This is a genomic window from Micromonospora sp. L5, from assembly GCF_000177655.2.
In the GTDB taxonomy this organism is placed as follows: Bacteria; Actinomycetota; Actinomycetes; order Mycobacteriales; family Micromonosporaceae; genus Micromonospora; species Micromonospora aurantiaca.
The window spans coordinates 1,411,881-1,427,118 of the sequence record NC_014815.1 but is presented as its reverse complement, the minus strand read 5'-3'; the positions used below and the strand labels follow the sequence as shown (position 1 = coordinate 1,427,118).

The window sequence follows — 15,238 nt, the reverse complement described above, 5'->3', positions numbered from 1 at the left end:
AACTACTGCGTCAGCGCTGGTCGAGGTTGCCTGCGGTGTCCTCCTGGTAGCTGGCGCCACCGTTGACCTCGCTGGTCAGCGGCTTCGCGCCACCCTCGGGCGGACCGGCCAGGCTCTGCCCGGCGGCCAGCTCGGGGAACTTCGCGTCGAACGCCGGCCGCTCGGAGCGGATGCGCGGCATCCGGTCGAAGTTGCGCAGCGGCGGCGGGGAGCTGGTGGCCCACTCGAGCGAGTTGCCGTGGCCCCACGGGTCGTCGACCTCGACGACCGGGCCGGTCTTGTACGACTTCCAGCAGTTCCAGATGAACGGCAGCGTCGAGATACCGGTGATGAACGCGCCGATCGTGGAGATCGTGTTCAGCGTGGTGAAGCCGTCGGCGGCCTGGTAGTCGGCGTACCGGCGCGGCATGCCCTCGTTGCCCAGCCAGTGCTGCACCAGGAACGTGGTGTGGAAGCCGATCATGGTCAGCCAGAAGTGAATCTTGCCGAGCCGCTCGTCGAGCATCCGGCCGAACATCTTCGGGAACCAGAAGTAGATGCCGGCGAACACCGCGAACACGATGGTGCCGAAGAGCACGTAGTGGAAGTGCGCCACCACGAAGTACGAGTCGTGCAGGTGGAAGTCGAGCGGCGGGCTGGCCAGCAGCACACCGGTGAGACCACCGAAGAGGAAGGTCACCAGGAAGCCGATCGAGAACAGCATCGGCGTCTCGAAGGTGATCTGGCCCCGCCACATGGTGCCGATCCAGTTGAAGAACTTCATACCGGTGGGCACGGCGATCAGGTAGCTCAGGAAGCTGAAGAACGGCAGCAGCACCTGGCCGGTGGCGAACATGTGGTGCGCCCAGACGCTCATCGACAGGGCGGCGATGGCGATGGTGGCGGCCACCAGGCCCTTGTAGCCGAAGATCGGCTTCCGGGAGAACACCGGGATGATCTCGCTGATGATGCCGAAGAACGGCAGCGCGATGATGTACACCTCGGGGTGACCGAAGAACCAGAACAGGTGCTGCCACAGCATCGGCCCGCCGGTCGCCGGGTCGTACACGTGGGCGCCCATCAGGCGGTCCGCGGCGAGCGCGAACAGCGCGGCGGCCAGCAGCGGGAAGACCAGGATCGCCAGCAGGCTGGTGACCAGCATGTTCCAGGTGAAGATCGGCATCCGGAACATGGTCATGCCGGGCGCGCGCAGGGTCAGGATCGTGGTGATCAGGTTGACCGCGCCGAGGATCGTGCCCAGACCGGAGATGGCCAGGCCGACGACCCACATGTTCGCGCCCACGCCCGGGGCGTGGTCGGCGGTGCTCAGCGGCGTGTACGCGGTCCAGCCGAAGTCGGCCGCGCCGCCCGGGGCGATGAAGCCCGCGGTGGCGAGCGTGCCACCGAACAGGTACAGCCAGTAGGCGAAGGCGTTGAGCCGGGGGAACGACACGTCCGGCGCGCCGATCTGCAGCGGCACCACGTAGTTCGCGAAGGCGAACACGATCGGCGTCGCGAAGAACAGCAGCATGATCGTGCCGTGCATCGTGAAGAGCTGGTTGTACTGCTCGGGCGACAGGAACTGCAGGCCCGGTCGCGCGAGTTCGGCGCGCATGATCAGGGCCATCAGGCCACCGATCATGAAGAACACGAACGCGGTGACCATGTACATGATCCCGATCTGCTTCGCGTCCGTGGTGCGCAGCAGCCGCGCGATGGCCGACCCCTTGACCGGCTCCCGGACCGGCCAGGGCCGGGTCACGACCGGCTTGGGTGCGACGGTGGTCACGAGTGGCCTCCGGTTCTGGTTGTCCCGCTCGGCGCGCTGGTCATCGGCGCAGCCGTCATCCGTAGGGAGGATAGTCCCCGGTAGGTGGCCTCGCCGCGTGGGGTGGGCGGCTACGATCTCCCGCCTTTCAGAGCGGGCCGGTCAGGAGCCGGTAGTGCTCCCGGAAGATCCGGCCGCCGCGTCCGCGCAGCAATGGGTCGCGCAGCGCCGGCGGCACGTCGCGGGTGCGGTTGCGGTCCCGGGTCCGGTCCCGCACCCAGCGGGTACGCGGCCGGCGACGACTCTCGTACGCGAGCAGCGCGGCCTCGACGCTGCCGGCGGCCCGCAGCGACTCGGCGAGCACGACGGCGTCCTCCAGCGCCATCGCGGCGCCCTGGGACAGCGTCGGCGCGGTGGCGTGAGCGGCATCACCGACGAGCAGCACCCGGCCGTGGAACCAGCGTCCCAGCTCGACCTCCTCGGTGCGTTCCACTGACACGGTCTCCAGCGCGGCCAGCACCTCGGGCACCGGGCCGCCGTACGAGCCGAACAGCTCGTGCAGGCGGGCGAGCGGGTCGGCGGGCAGTTCGGTGCCGGCCTCGTCGGCGTAGCAGTAGAGCCGTCCGGCGCCGAGCGGCACAACCAGGAACCCGGCCCGCTGGCCGAGCAGGGCGGTCCAGTCCGCGATCCGGGGGCCGCCGCGCACCAGGGCGCGGTAGACCACCTGCCCGGCGGGGCGTGGTGGTCCGCCGAGCGCGGCGAGCGTTCGTACCGCCGAGCGGGGCCCGTCCGCGCCGACGACCAGGTCGTACTCGCCGCTGGTGCCGTCGGTGAAGCCGACGGCGACCCGGCCGGGCAGCAGGTCGACGGTGCTCACCTCGGCGCCGTGGCGCACCGCGCCGCCGGCGCCGGTGAGCAGCACCCGGTGCAGTTCGGCCCGGGGCAGCGCCCGGCACTCCCCCACGCCGGCCCAGAGCGCGTCGAGGTCGACCTCGCACAGCGGCGCTCCGGCGGCGTCCAGGAAGCGCTGCCGGTGGATCACCTGGCCGAGCGGGCGCAGCGGCCCGTCGAGGTCGAGCCGGCGCATCGCCCGGGCGGCGTTGCCGGGCAGGTAGAGGCCGGAGTCGATCGACTCGGTGGGTGGCAGCCGCTCGGTGACGTCGGGCCGGAACCCCGCCAGGCGCAGCGCCCGGGCCACGGCGAGGCCGGCGATGCCCGCGCCGACGACGAGGATGCGCAGGGGGGAACCACCCATCACGGGGTACGCCTCCGGAGGGGGATCGGAACGCGTTGGAGGCAAGACATTACTCGCCGCAACCAGGCGGCGGAAGTGCCCATGCGCCCTGGCGCGGGCCGCCGGTCGGCGGCACACCCCGTCCCACCGGCAGGAATCCCGCCTCCATCTGGGGGAAGGGGGCGGTCGCGGCTCTCCGCCGTGCCACCGGCCGGACGCGGAGCGTTAACGAGACCGGCGCAATTGCGCAATGATTTCAGACATGTAAATGTATTCCTTGCATCGTGGGAGCGCTCCCGCCCGTATCACCGACCGAACCGGCGCCGTCCCGCGCCGAGCCAAGGAGCATCATGAAGCGTCCACTCAGGGCCCTCGCGGCAGCCGGACTGCTGGCCGCCGGCACCCTCGTCGCCGTCGCGCTCGGCGGCACCGCCTCCGCCGACACCCAGATCTGCGAGCAGTACGGCTCGACCACCATCGGCGGCAAGTACGTGGTGCAGAACAACCGCTGGGGCACCAGTGCCCAGCAGTGCATCAACGTCACCTCGACCGGCTTCTCGATCACCCGCGCGGACGGCTCCGCGCCGACCAACGGGGCACCGGTCGCGTACCCGTCGATCTTCGTGGGCTGCCACTACACCAACTGCTCGCCCGGCACGAACCTGCCGGTGCAGGTGAAGAACATCAGCAGCGCACCGTCCAGCATCAGCTACAACTACGTCAGCGGCGCGATCTTCAACGCGTCGTACGACATCTGGCTCGACCCGTCGCCCAAGCGCGACGGCGTGAACCAGATGGAGATCATGATCTGGCTCAACCGGCAGGGCTCGATCCAGCCCATCGGCTCGCCGGTCGGCACCGCCAGCATCGCCGGCCGCACCTGGGAGGTCTGGCGCGGCAGCAACGGCTCCAACAACGTCATCTCGTACCTGTCGCCGTCGGCCATCCCCAGCTTCAGCTTCGACGCGATGGCGTTCATCAACGACACCCGTAACCGGGGTGCGATCACCAACGACTGGTACCTGACCAGCATCCAGGCCGGCTTCGAGCCGTGGCAGGGCGGCGTCGGGCTCGCGGTGAACTCGTTCTCGCAGAGCGTCAACACCGGCTCGAACCCGCCGCCCACGTCGGCTCCGCCGACCACGTCGGCGCCGACCACGCCCCCGCCGTCGGGCGGCGCGTCGTGCACCGTCACCTACAAGGCGGCGAACGTGTGGAACAACGGCTTCACCGCCGACGTGACGGTCAAGAACACCGGCTCCGGCACGATCAACGGCTGGACGCTGAACTACAACCTGCCCTCCGGGCAGACAGTCACCAACGCGTGGAACGCCACCGTGAGCCAGAGCGGCTCCGCGGTGACCGCCCGCAACGCCGGCTACAACGGCACGCTGGCACCCGGCGCGTCCACCAGCTTCGGCTACCAGGCGACGCTGAACGGCAGCTACTCCGCGCCGAGCAGCTTCACGCTCAACGGCTCCACCTGCGCCCGCGGCTGACCACCGCACGCGGAGAGGGGCGCGGTCCGCAGCGGACCGCGCCCCTTTCCGCGGGTACGTCTCAGCCGGCGAGCGCGTCGATGTCGCGCATCTCCTCGGCGGTGAGCGAGAACCCGAACACGTCGACGTTGGCACGGATGCGCTCCGGCGTGACCGACTTCGGGATGACCACGATCTCGTGGTCGATGTGCCAGCGCAGCACCACCTGGGCCGGTGACACGTCGTGCGCCTGGGCGATGCGGACCAGCACCGGGTCGGACAGGTCGCTGGCCTTGAACGGGCTGTACCCCTCCAGCGCCACGCCCCGGTCCCGGTGGGCGGCGTGCGTGTGCCTGTCGTACAGCGACGGGCTCCAGCGGATCTGGTTGACCGCCGGCGTCTCCTCGGTGGCCTGGATCAGCTCGTCGATCTGGCCGATCGAGTAGTTGCTCACCCCGACCGTGCGCGCCATGTTCGCGTCCCGCGCGGCGAGCATCTCCCGCCACACCGGGATGCTGTCGCCGGGCGCGGACGGCGGCCAGTGCACCAGCCACAGGTCGACGTAGTCGGTGTCCAGGGCGGCCAGGCTGGCCTCGATGGTCTCCCGCTCCCGGCCCACCCGGTCCGGCGGCAGCTTCGTGGTGATGAAGACGTCCTCCCGGCGCAGCCCGCTCTCCTTGACCGCCCGCCCGACCTCCTTCTCGTTGCCGTACATCGTGGCCGTGTCGATGTGGCGGTAGCCGGCGTCCAGCGCGGCGAGCACCGCCTGGCACCCGGCCTCGCCGGTGGCCTGCCACGTGCCGAAGCCGAGCAGCGGGATCCGGACGTCGCCGGCGAGCGGAAGGGTGGGCTGGTCGCTGTCCATGTCCCCCGTTCTACCCCGGTTCGCCGCACACACACCGGCATCCCGGCGCGCGCGGCGCGTCTGGGGGAGGATGCGGGGATGGCGGACCGGCTGGAGGAGTACCGGCGGAAACGGGACGCCGCGCGTACCCCGGAACCGGTGCCCGAGCGGGATTCCGGGCGGAAGCGGTCGGCGCGGCGCGCACCCCGCTTCGTCATCCAGCAGCACCACGCCCGGAGCCTGCACTGGGACCTGCGGCTGGAGCACGACGGCGTGCTGGCCTCCTGGGCCGTGCCGCGCGGCCTGCCCCGCGACCCGGGCCGCAACCATTTGGCCGTGCACACCGAGGACCACTCATCGGACGCTAGAGTACTGACTTATGAGGGGACGAGCAACCGCCGAGCTGGCGGCCACGTACGAACGGATCTCTGACGACCGCGAGGGGCGGGAGCTGGGGGTGGACCGCCAGCGCAAGGACAACCAGGCGGTGGCCGAACGCGAGGGCCTGACGCTGGTCGGCGGAGCGCCGTACACCGACAACGACCTGAGCGCGAGCACCAAGGCCAAGAAGGACCGGCCGCAGTACCGGCGGCTCCTCGCGGACGCCCGAGCGGGCCGGTTCTCGGTCATCATCGCCTACACCCAGGGCCGCCTCACCCGCACGCCCCGGGAGTACGAGGATCTGATCGACCTCGCCACCCAGTACGGCATCCGGTTCCTGTACGTCCGCTCCCCCTCGTTCGACCTGAACACGGCCCAGGGCCGTGAGATCGGCCGGACGATGGCCGCCAGGGCCGCCGGGGAGGCCGAGGAGACCGCCGAGCGGGTGGCCCGTGCCGTCACGGACCGGGTGGAGCGGGGCGAGTTCCACGGCGGCCCCCGGCCGTACGGGCTGGAGCCGGACGCCAGGACCATCCGCGAGGACGAGGCCGAGCGCATCCGGGCCTGGGCGCGCCACGTGCTCGCCGGTGGCTCGCTGCGGTCCATCGCCCGGGAGCTGAACGAGGCTGGGGTGTCCACGATCTCCGGCGCGCCGTGGCGCGGCGAGGTCATCCGGAAGATCCTTCTCAACCCCCGGGTGGCCGGGCTCCGCGTGCACAGGGGCGCGGAGTACCCGAGCTGGAGCCCTGAGATCATCGCCCCCGCCACCTGGCGCGCGCTGAAGGTCGTCCTGGAGTCGCCGGACCGGCGGCGCAACCCCGGGAGCCCGGCCCGGAAGTACCTCGGGGTGGGCCTGTTCACCTGTGAGCGGTGCCCCGGGACGACGGTCAACACCAGCCGGAACCACAACGGACAGCGGACGTACCTGTGTAAGAGCTGTTACCGGTCGTGGAAGGCCCAGCCCATCGATGACTGGCTGGTCGGCCCGGACGGACTGGTGGAGCTGTTGCTGGCCCAGGAGGACCAGCGCGCCCGGCTGATGCCGCGCCGGGAGTCCGGCGTGGACTTGGCCGCCCTGGAGACCGAGGCGAGCGCCATCCGGACCAACATGGCCGAACTGGCGACGGAGTACGCCCTGGCGCGCGGCGCGGTGAGGGCAGCCCTCCAGCAAGGGATGGCGGCCGGGGAGGCCCGCCTGGCCGAGATCGAGGCGGAGATTGTGCGTGCGGGCCAGGTGGACCCGCTGACCGAGATCCTGGGTGATGACCCGGTGGCCGTGTGGCGCGCGACCACCGACCTCCACCGCCGCCAGGCCGTGATCCGCAAGCTGATGACCGTCACGCTCGGCCCGCCGATCCGGGGCCGCGCGCCGTGGGAGCCCGAGAAGTTCATCCGCGTGGAGCCGGTGGAGCCCGCCTGAACCTTGCCGCGATGACAGCTACGTGAAGGGCCTCGGCACCCCGCCGGGGCCTTTCACTTTGTAGTCACGGCTTTGTGTCCCAGGCCACGAAATCCGTTGGCGCATAAGGGCTCTGGAACTTCACAGGCGTTGGGGGACTCCACTAGCGTTAGCGGCACAGGGAGAGATCCCGACCAACTTGCAAGCGGTCCGCCATCGAGAGCGGTCCCGCTGCTGGCCTAATGCCAGCGCACCGGCTCGGCGGTAACCAGCCCGTCCGTGGTACGGAACTTCCGCACTCCGAGGAGTTCTCGTGCCTACCAGCACGCCTGAGCCGACGATCGGGCAGCAACTCGCCGCCGCCCGGCACTCGCCCCGCACGTACGCCAAGAGCATCGTCAAGCGCTGGCCCGCCCTCACGGCCGCCCAGCGTGCCGAGGTGTCCGCCATCCTGAGCCCGATCGTGGCCTCCCAGGACGGGGGCAAGTGATCATGTCGGAGAAGACGAACGGCTCCCCCTCGCCCAAGGGGAAGCCGTCCCAGAAGAAGAACCAGACCGCTGTGAAGTCTACCGGATCGTTCGACCTGAGCCGGTGTGACGCGGGTTGCGGCGCGTGCTGGATCACCCTCGTTGGTGACCGGCGTTACTGCGAGGTTGAGGCCACCAGCGCGGCGCGCCGGGATCTGGCCGAGATGCTGGCCAGGGGTGGCGACGATGCCTGAGCCGTACCTGTCCGATGAGCACCGCGCCTACCTGGAAGCCCACGCCGTGGACCCGGACCAGGCCCTGGCCGCCGGTCGCGTCCGCTCGCTGTTGACCCGGGACGACCTGGCCCAGATCCCCAGCGAGTGGCAGGCCGGGATCGGCCGCTACATCCCGGAGAACGGGGGCCTCCTGTTCGTCTGGACCGGCCCGACCGGCTCAGTCAATGTCCAGCTCCGGCCGGACGACGACAAGCGGCCCCTGGGCAACGACGGGGAGCCGATGAAGTACGTCTACCAGGGCGGCCGTCCGCCGGTCCTGTGGGCGGTCCGTGAGGTCGAGAACCCGGTGGGCGTGATCCTGGCCGAGGGCTCGAAGCAATGCCTGGTTGCCGCCCGGTACGCCCCCGAGGGCTACAGCGTGTACGGCCTGGCTGGGTGCTGGGGCTTCTCGGACGATGGCGTGGCGATCCCGGACCTGGAGGTTGTGGACGGGCTCCCGGTGAAGGTCATCCTGGACGCGGACTTCTCCACCAACCTGTTGGTGTGGAGCGCGGCCGACCGGCTCCAGGCCGCGCTCAAGGCCGAGGGGGCGGGCCTGATCGAGTGGGTCCGGCTCCCCGCCGGTGGCAAGGCCGGGCTGGATGACTACCTGGCCAAGCGCGCTCACGACCGGCGCGCCCGGGTGCTGGGGAACCTGCTCAGCGAGGCAACCGCCAAGTTCCCGGCCAAGCCCAACGCCAAGGTCCAGAAGAAGGCCGCGCCGAAGAAGCCCCCGGTGGCCGGTGACGGCCGGAAGACCATCGTGGTCAACCAGGACCGCAAGGTGGTCAAGGACGAGCTGACAGCCGCGATGGTCGGCATGTTCTCCGGGACCGAGCTGTTCAACCACGGCCAGGTTCTCAGCCGGTACTCGGACGGCTGGATGACCCAGCTTGACCGGGGCGCGTTCAACGACGTGTCCAGCGAGGCCGCGCTGATGGTCTCTGACGACGGGGACGGCGGGTACGTGCCGGGGTGGGCGGACCCGAACGTCATGTCCGCCGTGCTCTCCAAGGCGTCCGAGTTCGCCCCGCTGGACCGGATCTCCCGCGCCCCGTTCGTCCGCTCGGACGGCTCGATCTGCGCGACCCGTGGCTACGACGAGGCGTCGCGGACGATGCTCGCGCTGGACCCCGGGCTGGAGGGGCTGGAGATCCCCGAGGAGCCGACCCGGGATCAGATCGAGGCGGCCCGGGTTCTGCTCATGGACGAGATGATGGGCGGCTTCCCGATGGACGACGCGAGTCGGGCCAACGCCCTGGCGCTCATGATCACCCCGGCCATCCGGGGGATGGTCCCCACGGCCCCGCTGGCGGTCATCGACGGCCGCCGCAAGGGGGTCGGCAAGGGCAAGCTGGCGTCCTGCCTGGCGCTGATCCACACCGGTGAAGACCCCGAGCTGGGCACCAGCTTCCCCGACAACGACGAGGAGATGCGCAAGCAGATCACGTCCACGCTCCGGGAGGGCCGGGATCTGGTGTTCCTGGACGAGGCCCACAAGCTCCGGGGCGCGCCGCTGGCCGCCTTGCTGACGAGCTCGACGTGGCGGGACCGCATCCTGGGCGCGAGCAAGAACGAGGCTCTGCCGAACCGGGCCACCTGGGCCGCCCTGGGCAACGAGGTCCAGGTGGGCGACGACATCGACCGCCGGGTCTACCGGATCGCCATCGGTCTGGCCCCGGGCTACCTCCGGCCCGAGGACCGGCCGGTCAGCTCGTTCCGCCATCCGGACCTGGAGGGCTGGGTCCGGCGCAACCGGCGCGAGTTGCTGGCCGCCGTCCTGGTCCTGGTGCGTGCCTGGTTCGCCGCCGGCCAGCCGTGCGAGCGGGACTGCTCGTTCCAGAGCTTCGACAAGTGGGAGCGCGTGGTGGGCGGGGTTCTGGAGGTGGCCGGGGTCAAGGGCTTCCTGGACGGCCGCAAGGCGTGGCGTCAGGAGTCCGACCACGACCAGCAGGCATGGGACGCCCATTTCTTCTGGCTCCGGGAGACGTTCGGTACGAACAGCTTCACGGCGCGCGAGGTGATGGAGAAGGCCCGCGCCAACCTGGCCGCGTTCTCTGGGCCGCCGAACTGGTCCGACCCGAACAAGGAGGGGTTCACCGAGCGGATCGGATACCTGTACCGCTCGCACCGGGCCTCGGAAACCTTGGGCCTGGTCCTGGTGAAGGCGGGCAAGCGGCACAACTCGGTGAACGCCTACGCCGTGGTGTCCGAGTCCTCGTTCTTCGAGGAGCCCGGGGTGGTCGCTCCTGGGGGCGATGGGGGCGATGGGGGCGATGCTTCTACCTCGATTCCTCTGGAAAAAGCCGTCTCGGGTGGAGTGACCGAGCCGTCACAACAGAACAAGAAGCGTTCGCGTATGGGGAATGGGGGCGGGAGCTCCGCCCCCGTCGCCCCCATCACCCCCACTCTGGCCCCGGCCCCGGCTCCCGCCCCGTGCCCCGAGGCGGACGACTGGGACCACATGCCGGACTTCTGCCCCAAGTGCATGGCCTACCAGCGCGCCCGGCGCGCCTGACCCTTCCCATCCCCCGGCCGGGCCGGTGAAGGCCCGGCCGGGCCACCCTCCAGAGGAGACGAACCCATGAGCAAGACCACGTACATGCCCCAGGCGTACCCGCTCGCGGTGGCCTGGTGGAACCACCTCGGGGACTGGAGGCTTCCGGACGGCCCGGACGCCGAGGCGTGGCTGACCGAGAAGATCACTGACGAGTTCTCGGCGCTGGTGACCGGGTGGCAGATCACGGAAACCGACGACCCGAACGAGCCCCCCGTCTTGACCGTTCCCGTGTCGCCTGACGGCCCCCTGTCGGGCGTCCCCCGGTGCCAGGTCGTGTACGCCTCCACGCTGACCGAGGCCATCACGTCGCTGGCCCGGAACCTGGCCGCCCGCTCTGCCCGCGAGGTTCGGCGCGGCAAGAAGACCGAGGAGGCCACCTCGTGAGCCCTCTGTACCGCCCCGATCTGGCCCGGCTCCTGGCGCTGGTGGCCGCGCTCGCCATCGCCTGGCAGACCGCCCGCCCCTGACAGTCCAGCGTCAAGAACGGCCCCTGGTTCGTCCACCCCGGACGGCCGGGGGCCGTTCCGCTCTGCCCCGCCGTGTCCTTCTCTGTCCTCGGCCCCGCCGCGAGATGTCACCCCAAATCGTGAAATGCCCTCTGGCCGTGATCCCTTGGAAGGGACAACCTTGATCACGGGGCCGCCGCGCCCCGGCGCACCTGGCGTCCGATTCGTCCGGCCAGGGCAGCCCGACCGAGAGAGGCCCGCTCCGCCCGTCCCCCGGTCGCTGACTCGTCCAGGGCCGCCGCGCATAACCGGCATTCTGTTGTATCGCAATCCAGCCCAAAGAGGACAAAGACATGGCCCTGATCCCCGGTCTGACCGTCGCCCCGCCCGAGCCCGGCCTACGCCGGTACGGCCTGTTCAACGCCGCGTCCGGCCCGCTGGATCTCCCCGCCCCGCACGGTGAGGGAGGCGGCATCCGGTACACCCCCGTCACGTGTGGCGCGGCGTACGCCTATGGCGTCAACTGCTACGGGGGCGAGGTCTCGGCTCCGGCCAAGCCGCTGGACGGCGGCAACCCCGAGGTGGCAACCGGCGTGTTCCTCACGCTCGCCACCCTGGAATGCACCCAGGTCGGTTACACCGAGGCCGAGCTACGCGCCCAGGTCGTCCGCCGCCTGGAGGCCAGCGAACAGCCCACCGTGGAGCGCGCGCTCTGGTCCGGCCTGGACTTCGAGGGCAACGCCCTGGACATCCTCCACCTGGACGCCGAGGCCGAGGCGGTCCCGGGCGGGTACGACCCGGACCTGATCACGGACGTGGTGGGCGCGCTGGAGCGCTACGCCTACACCGAGAGCGGCTACGGCTACGGGGCCACGATCCACGCCCCCATCGAGGCCGCCGCGTTCGCCGCCGAGGCCGGGCTGATCCTCCAGGACGGCCCGCGCAAGGTCACCCCGCTGGGCTCTGTCTGGGCGTTCGGCGCGTACCCGCTGGGCGAGATCATCGTGACCGGCCAGGTGACCCTCTGGCGCGCCCAGGAGGCACAGGTCCACACCGCGTTCGACCGGGAGACGAACCTCCGCCTGATGGTCGCTGAGCGGGCCTGGGCGGCATCGTTCGATTGCCTCGCGGGCCGGGCCACCTTCTCCCCGCTGGGGAGCTGACCCATGACCGCCTTTCCCTTCCGGCCGCACCGCCAGGCGGACCGCCCCGCCTGGTACCGGCTCGTATGCCCGGGAACGTGCCCGGCCGATCTCGTCATGGGGACGGCCGAGGCCGCGCGCCTCGTCCGCGAGCACCCGGCCGTTTGCACCTCCCCCGGCCCCGCTGTCCAGACGTTCGCGGGCGGGGCGGTCATCCGCCCGCTGGTCTACGCCGATCGGGTGGTCCGATGAGTAGCCGGGGCCGCCGCCAGAACCCGCCGCCGGTGAAGTGCTCGGCCGAGTCCAAGCGCACCGGGAAGAAGTGCGGGCGCTACGCCGTTCCTGGCCGCCTCCATTGCCCGAACCACGGCGCGTACGCCGGTCCCGCCGGACGGGCCGTAGCCGAGGAGCGCGCCGCCGGGACCATCATCCTGGCGGAGATGATGGCGAACGATCCGAACCGCCCGGTCTGGGAGATCATCCTGGACTCGATCCGCACGGTGGACGTGCTCGCTCGGGCCGCCCGGGACGACGTGGCCCAGGGCCGGGTCACCACGGCCGAGGGCATCGAGCGCGTGGCCGGGCTCGCCCGCTCCGCCCACGCGATGGCCGCCAGCGCGGTGGCGACCAAGGCCCTGGACATGGCGACCCAGGTTCCCCGTCAGTGGGAGGCCGTGGCATCGGACCGGGTGGCCGTCCTCCTCCTGGAGTGGATCGGCCTACCGTCCGGCCCGGCCGTGATCGAGGCCATCAAGGCGGCGCTGGGTGACATGGACCTGAACGACTCGCGCCCCGCTCCCCGGCCGGACGGCCCGCCATTCCTGGCACTGGTGACCCAGGCCCAGGCCGCCGAACTCGCTCCCCGGCTCGGCCTGGCCGCCGGGGATCTGACCGCCTGGTTCTCCCAGGTGGCGCAAGCGGTGGCGGACGGCCGTCCGGTGCCCAATCTCCCGGGCGCGCCGGTGGCCGCTCTCCCGGCCGCCCCGGTCGCTCCGCTCCCGGAGCCCGCCCCCGAGCCTCCCAGCCATGACAGCAAGGTGGCCGGCTCAGGCGACGAGGAGCCGGAACCCCAGGTCAGCGAGCCCGCTCCGCCGGTGGCCGCTCAGACCATGCTCGCCGCGCTGGCCGAGGCCGCCCGCTCCTTGACACTTCACGGTCAAGCCCAGGCCCAGGCCGAGGAGCCCGAGGTGGTGGACGCGGAGCTGATCGAGCCGGAGCCCGAGGCCGAGCGCCAGCCGTCCCGGATCTTCGACCCGGTGCGCCGGATCTACGTCCGGAACCCCAAGTACGTCCGGCGCGCCAGCGGCTCCAGCGGCGTGACCGCCCTCGGATATCGCGGGGGCCAGCCCACCATGCCGACCACCCGCCTGAGCTTCTGAGAGGAACCACGATGACCGACGACCTGGCCGAGTCCTACCGCCGGGGCTGGTTCCCGCCCGGCCTGAGCGAGGTGGAGCGCGCCCAGCGCGCCGAGCTGATGCGCCGGGCCTCGCTCTCGATGCCGCGCCCCCGGGGGCTGACCGCCTCCCAGCACGCCGAGCGCCGGAGCGCCCTGGTGGCCGCCGCCGAGCCGTACCGGAACCCGGACCTGTTGCGCCGGGTCGCGGCCGGGGACCGGCCCGCCGAGTTCCGCTCCCGGACCAGCTCCTACCAGTCCGAGATCGGGCGCGCCCTGGACGGCGTGCTGGGCCGTCGCACCACGGACGCCCGGCGGGAGCTGGCCGCCGCGCTGGGCGCTGCCCGGGGACGCGCGGAGATCCAGGCGGCACGCCAGCGGGGCCGGGCGCTCGCCCAGCGCGAGCAGAGCGCCGCGCTCCTGGCCGCCCTGGACCGGCGCACCGAGGCCGCCCTGGAGCGCAAGCGGCGTCTGGTCCCCCAGGGTCCGATCCGGCTGATCTGACCATGACCGAGTTCGTGGGCCGCCGCGCCGCCGCCACGTACCTGGGCATCAAGCCCAGCACGCTCGCCAACTACGTGAAGGAGGGGACCGGCCCCGAACGGGAGCTGGACCTGGTGCTGGTGGGCCGTCGATTCCAGGCGGTGTTCACCAAGGAGGAGCTGGACCGCTGGCTGGACAACCGCCCCAAGATCAAGAACCGACTGACCACGGAGGACCGAGAGATGTTCGCCCGCAAGACCAAGACCACCCGGCCCGCCCAGGCCAAGACCCCCGACCCCCGCGCCGCGCTGGTCCACGAACTGGCCAACGCCGGGGTGACCGCCATCCCCTCGGCGTGCGGAACGTGTGGGGCCACCGTGCACGCGCACGACCCCGAGGCCGTCCAGACCTACCGCCAGGTGGGCACCTGGGGGATCAACTCCCGCCAGGTCCGCTCCTGGCGCTACCACCGGGTGTGCTCCCTTGCCACCGGCGGGGCCGAGCTCCTGGCGCTGGTCCTGGACCCCGACGCGCGCCCGGTCCGGGTGACCCAGGCTCACGCGGATGTGGTTCAGAAGCTCGGCGCGCCGCTGGCGTACCGGGAGCTGGAGAAAGCCTCGTCCACCGACGCGGGCCGGGGGCGTCGCCCGTTCCAGCATGTCCCCGGGGCTGAGCTGGCCGAGCTCCGCGCGGCCGTGGAGAAGCGCCACCAGGAGCTGACCGTCCCCGTCCCGCACTCCTCCGGCTGGCCGTGCGGGGTGTGCGGCCAGTCTCACGAGCTGGCGGACGCCTGGGACACGTACCAGGGCCGCCCGGTGTGCGCCGGGTGCTCCCAGCTCATCCAGCGCGCCGGGTGCGAGTTCAACCCGCTGTTGACGGATCTCGCCTTTCAGCGCGCCCGAGACCTGATCCCCGCGCGCCGCCAGGTGAGCCCGTTCCCGCTGGCGCGCGAGATGGCCTCGTACCGGCCGCTCGGTCCCGGGGAGCGGCGCGAGCCCTGGGCGTACGTGACCGACCTCCCCGAGGTGCCGCTGACCCAGGAGGAGCGCCTGGCCGAGCTCCTGGCCGAGGCGGAGAAGAAGCTGGCGGTGGCGGCATGAACGGGGCCGTGTTCATCTCGGACGGCATCCAGCAGAACATCAGCCGGACGCCGCGCCAGATGCCGCCCCAGGTCGATGGGGAGCACCTGTTCACGATCGAGCAGCACTCCAGGGTCACCAACCTGAACCCGGAGGACGGCACGTTCCTCTTGGACGCGGAGAACCTGATCGCCCTCATCGGCCCTCGGTGCTACTGGTGTCTTGCCACCACCGACGACGGGACACCGTGCCCAGGACTTCCCGCCTGAAACACCCTCTGTCCGCCTCCCCGTGACCGGGGGACA

At 71.3% G+C, this 15,238-nt stretch carries 15 protein-coding genes and 1 pseudogene; 13 read left to right on the top strand and 3 right to left on the bottom strand.

The window, feature by feature from the left end; translation table 11 throughout:
* Positions 1 to 10: 10 nt before the first annotated feature.
* Together ctaD and ML5_RS07075 are read right to left on the bottom strand one after the other, a co-directional pair.
* A complete protein-coding gene (ctaD, locus tag ML5_RS07080) occupies positions 11 to 1,768 on the bottom strand; it encodes a cytochrome c oxidase subunit I (RefSeq protein WP_013284349.1) in 1,758 nt (585 codons plus the stop codon).
* Between the two features lie 127 nt (positions 1,769 to 1,895).
* Complete coding sequence (locus ML5_RS07075; RefSeq protein WP_030272913.1) at positions 1,896 to 3,002, bottom strand: FAD-dependent monooxygenase; 1,107 nt, start codon at positions 3,000 to 3,002, stop codon at positions 1,896 to 1,898.
* A 329-nt stretch (positions 3,003 to 3,331) separates the two neighbouring features.
* Here ML5_RS07075 and ML5_RS07070 point away from each other — a divergent pair, with 329 nt between their 5' ends.
* Entirely contained in the window at positions 3,332 to 4,480 is a 1,149-nt protein-coding gene (locus ML5_RS07070; RefSeq protein ID WP_013284347.1) for a cellulose binding domain-containing protein, read from the top strand.
* A gap of 61 nt (positions 4,481 to 4,541) precedes the next feature.
* Here the strand turns inward: ML5_RS07070 and ML5_RS07065 are convergent, their stop codons facing one another.
* Positions 4,542 to 5,324 (bottom strand): aldo/keto reductase, encoded by a 783-nt coding sequence (locus tag ML5_RS07065; RefSeq protein WP_013474227.1) that lies wholly within the window; start codon positions 5,322 to 5,324, stop codon positions 4,542 to 4,544.
* Positions 5,325 to 5,402: 78 nt separating this feature from the next.
* On the opposite strand from ML5_RS07065, the pseudogene ML5_RS07060 reads away from it, so the two are divergent.
* From ML5_RS07060 to ML5_RS07010, 12 genes and pseudogenes are all read left to right on the top strand, one after another.
* Positions 5,403 to 5,657: pseudogene (locus ML5_RS07060) on the top strand (DNA polymerase ligase N-terminal domain-containing protein); the annotation flags it as partial.
* 25 nt (positions 5,658 to 5,682) lie between these two features.
* A complete protein-coding gene (locus tag ML5_RS07055) occupies positions 5,683 to 7,104 on the top strand; it encodes a recombinase family protein (protein WP_013474225.1) in 1,422 nt (473 codons plus the stop codon).
* 292 nt (positions 7,105 to 7,396) lie between these two features.
* Positions 7,397 to 7,573: a hypothetical protein gene (locus ML5_RS32290; protein WP_013474224.1), complete on the top strand. Its 177-nt coding sequence runs from the start codon at positions 7,397 to 7,399 to the stop codon at positions 7,571 to 7,573.
* Positions 7,570 to 7,806: a hypothetical protein gene (locus ML5_RS07050; protein WP_041784143.1), complete on the top strand. Its 237-nt coding sequence runs from the start codon at positions 7,570 to 7,572 to the stop codon at positions 7,804 to 7,806. Before ML5_RS32290 ends, ML5_RS07050 begins: the two co-directional genes overlap by 4 nt.
* Positions 7,799 to 10,345: a DUF3854 domain-containing protein gene (locus tag ML5_RS07045; protein ID WP_013474222.1), complete on the top strand. Its 2,547-nt coding sequence runs from the start codon at positions 7,799 to 7,801 to the stop codon at positions 10,343 to 10,345. Before ML5_RS07050 ends, ML5_RS07045 begins: the two co-directional genes overlap by 8 nt.
* Before the next feature lie 66 nt (positions 10,346 to 10,411).
* On the top strand, positions 10,412 to 10,771 hold the full coding sequence (locus ML5_RS07040) for a hypothetical protein (RefSeq protein ID WP_013474221.1): 360 nt from the start codon (positions 10,412 to 10,414) through the stop codon (positions 10,769 to 10,771).
* Positions 10,772 to 11,186: 415 nt separating this feature from the next.
* Complete coding sequence (locus tag ML5_RS07035) at positions 11,187 to 11,996, top strand: hypothetical protein (RefSeq protein WP_013474220.1); 810 nt, start codon at positions 11,187 to 11,189, stop codon at positions 11,994 to 11,996.
* Between the two features lie 3 nt (positions 11,997 to 11,999).
* Positions 12,000 to 12,227 carry a hypothetical protein gene (locus ML5_RS07030; RefSeq protein WP_013474219.1) on the top strand — a complete coding sequence of 76 codons (228 nt, stop codon included), beginning with the start codon at positions 12,000 to 12,002 and terminating at the stop codon, positions 12,225 to 12,227.
* Complete coding sequence (locus ML5_RS07025; protein ID WP_013474218.1) at positions 12,224 to 13,354, top strand: hypothetical protein; 1,131 nt, start codon at positions 12,224 to 12,226, stop codon at positions 13,352 to 13,354. The genes ML5_RS07030 and ML5_RS07025 overlap by 4 nt, the downstream gene beginning before the upstream one ends.
* Before the next feature lie 11 nt (positions 13,355 to 13,365).
* Positions 13,366 to 13,875 carry a hypothetical protein gene (locus ML5_RS07020; RefSeq protein ID WP_013474217.1) on the top strand — a complete coding sequence of 170 codons (510 nt, stop codon included), beginning with the start codon at positions 13,366 to 13,368 and terminating at the stop codon, positions 13,873 to 13,875.
* Between the two features lie 2 nt (positions 13,876 to 13,877).
* Positions 13,878 to 14,954, top strand: coding sequence for an AlpA family transcriptional regulator (locus tag ML5_RS07015; RefSeq protein WP_013474216.1), 1,077 nt, complete (start codon positions 13,878 to 13,880; stop codon positions 14,952 to 14,954).
* Positions 14,951 to 15,202, top strand: a complete 252-nt coding sequence (locus ML5_RS07010) for a hypothetical protein (RefSeq protein ID WP_013474215.1) — start codon at positions 14,951 to 14,953, stop codon at positions 15,200 to 15,202. The genes ML5_RS07015 and ML5_RS07010 overlap by 4 nt, the downstream gene beginning before the upstream one ends.
* Positions 15,203 to 15,238: the final 36 nt, after the last annotated feature.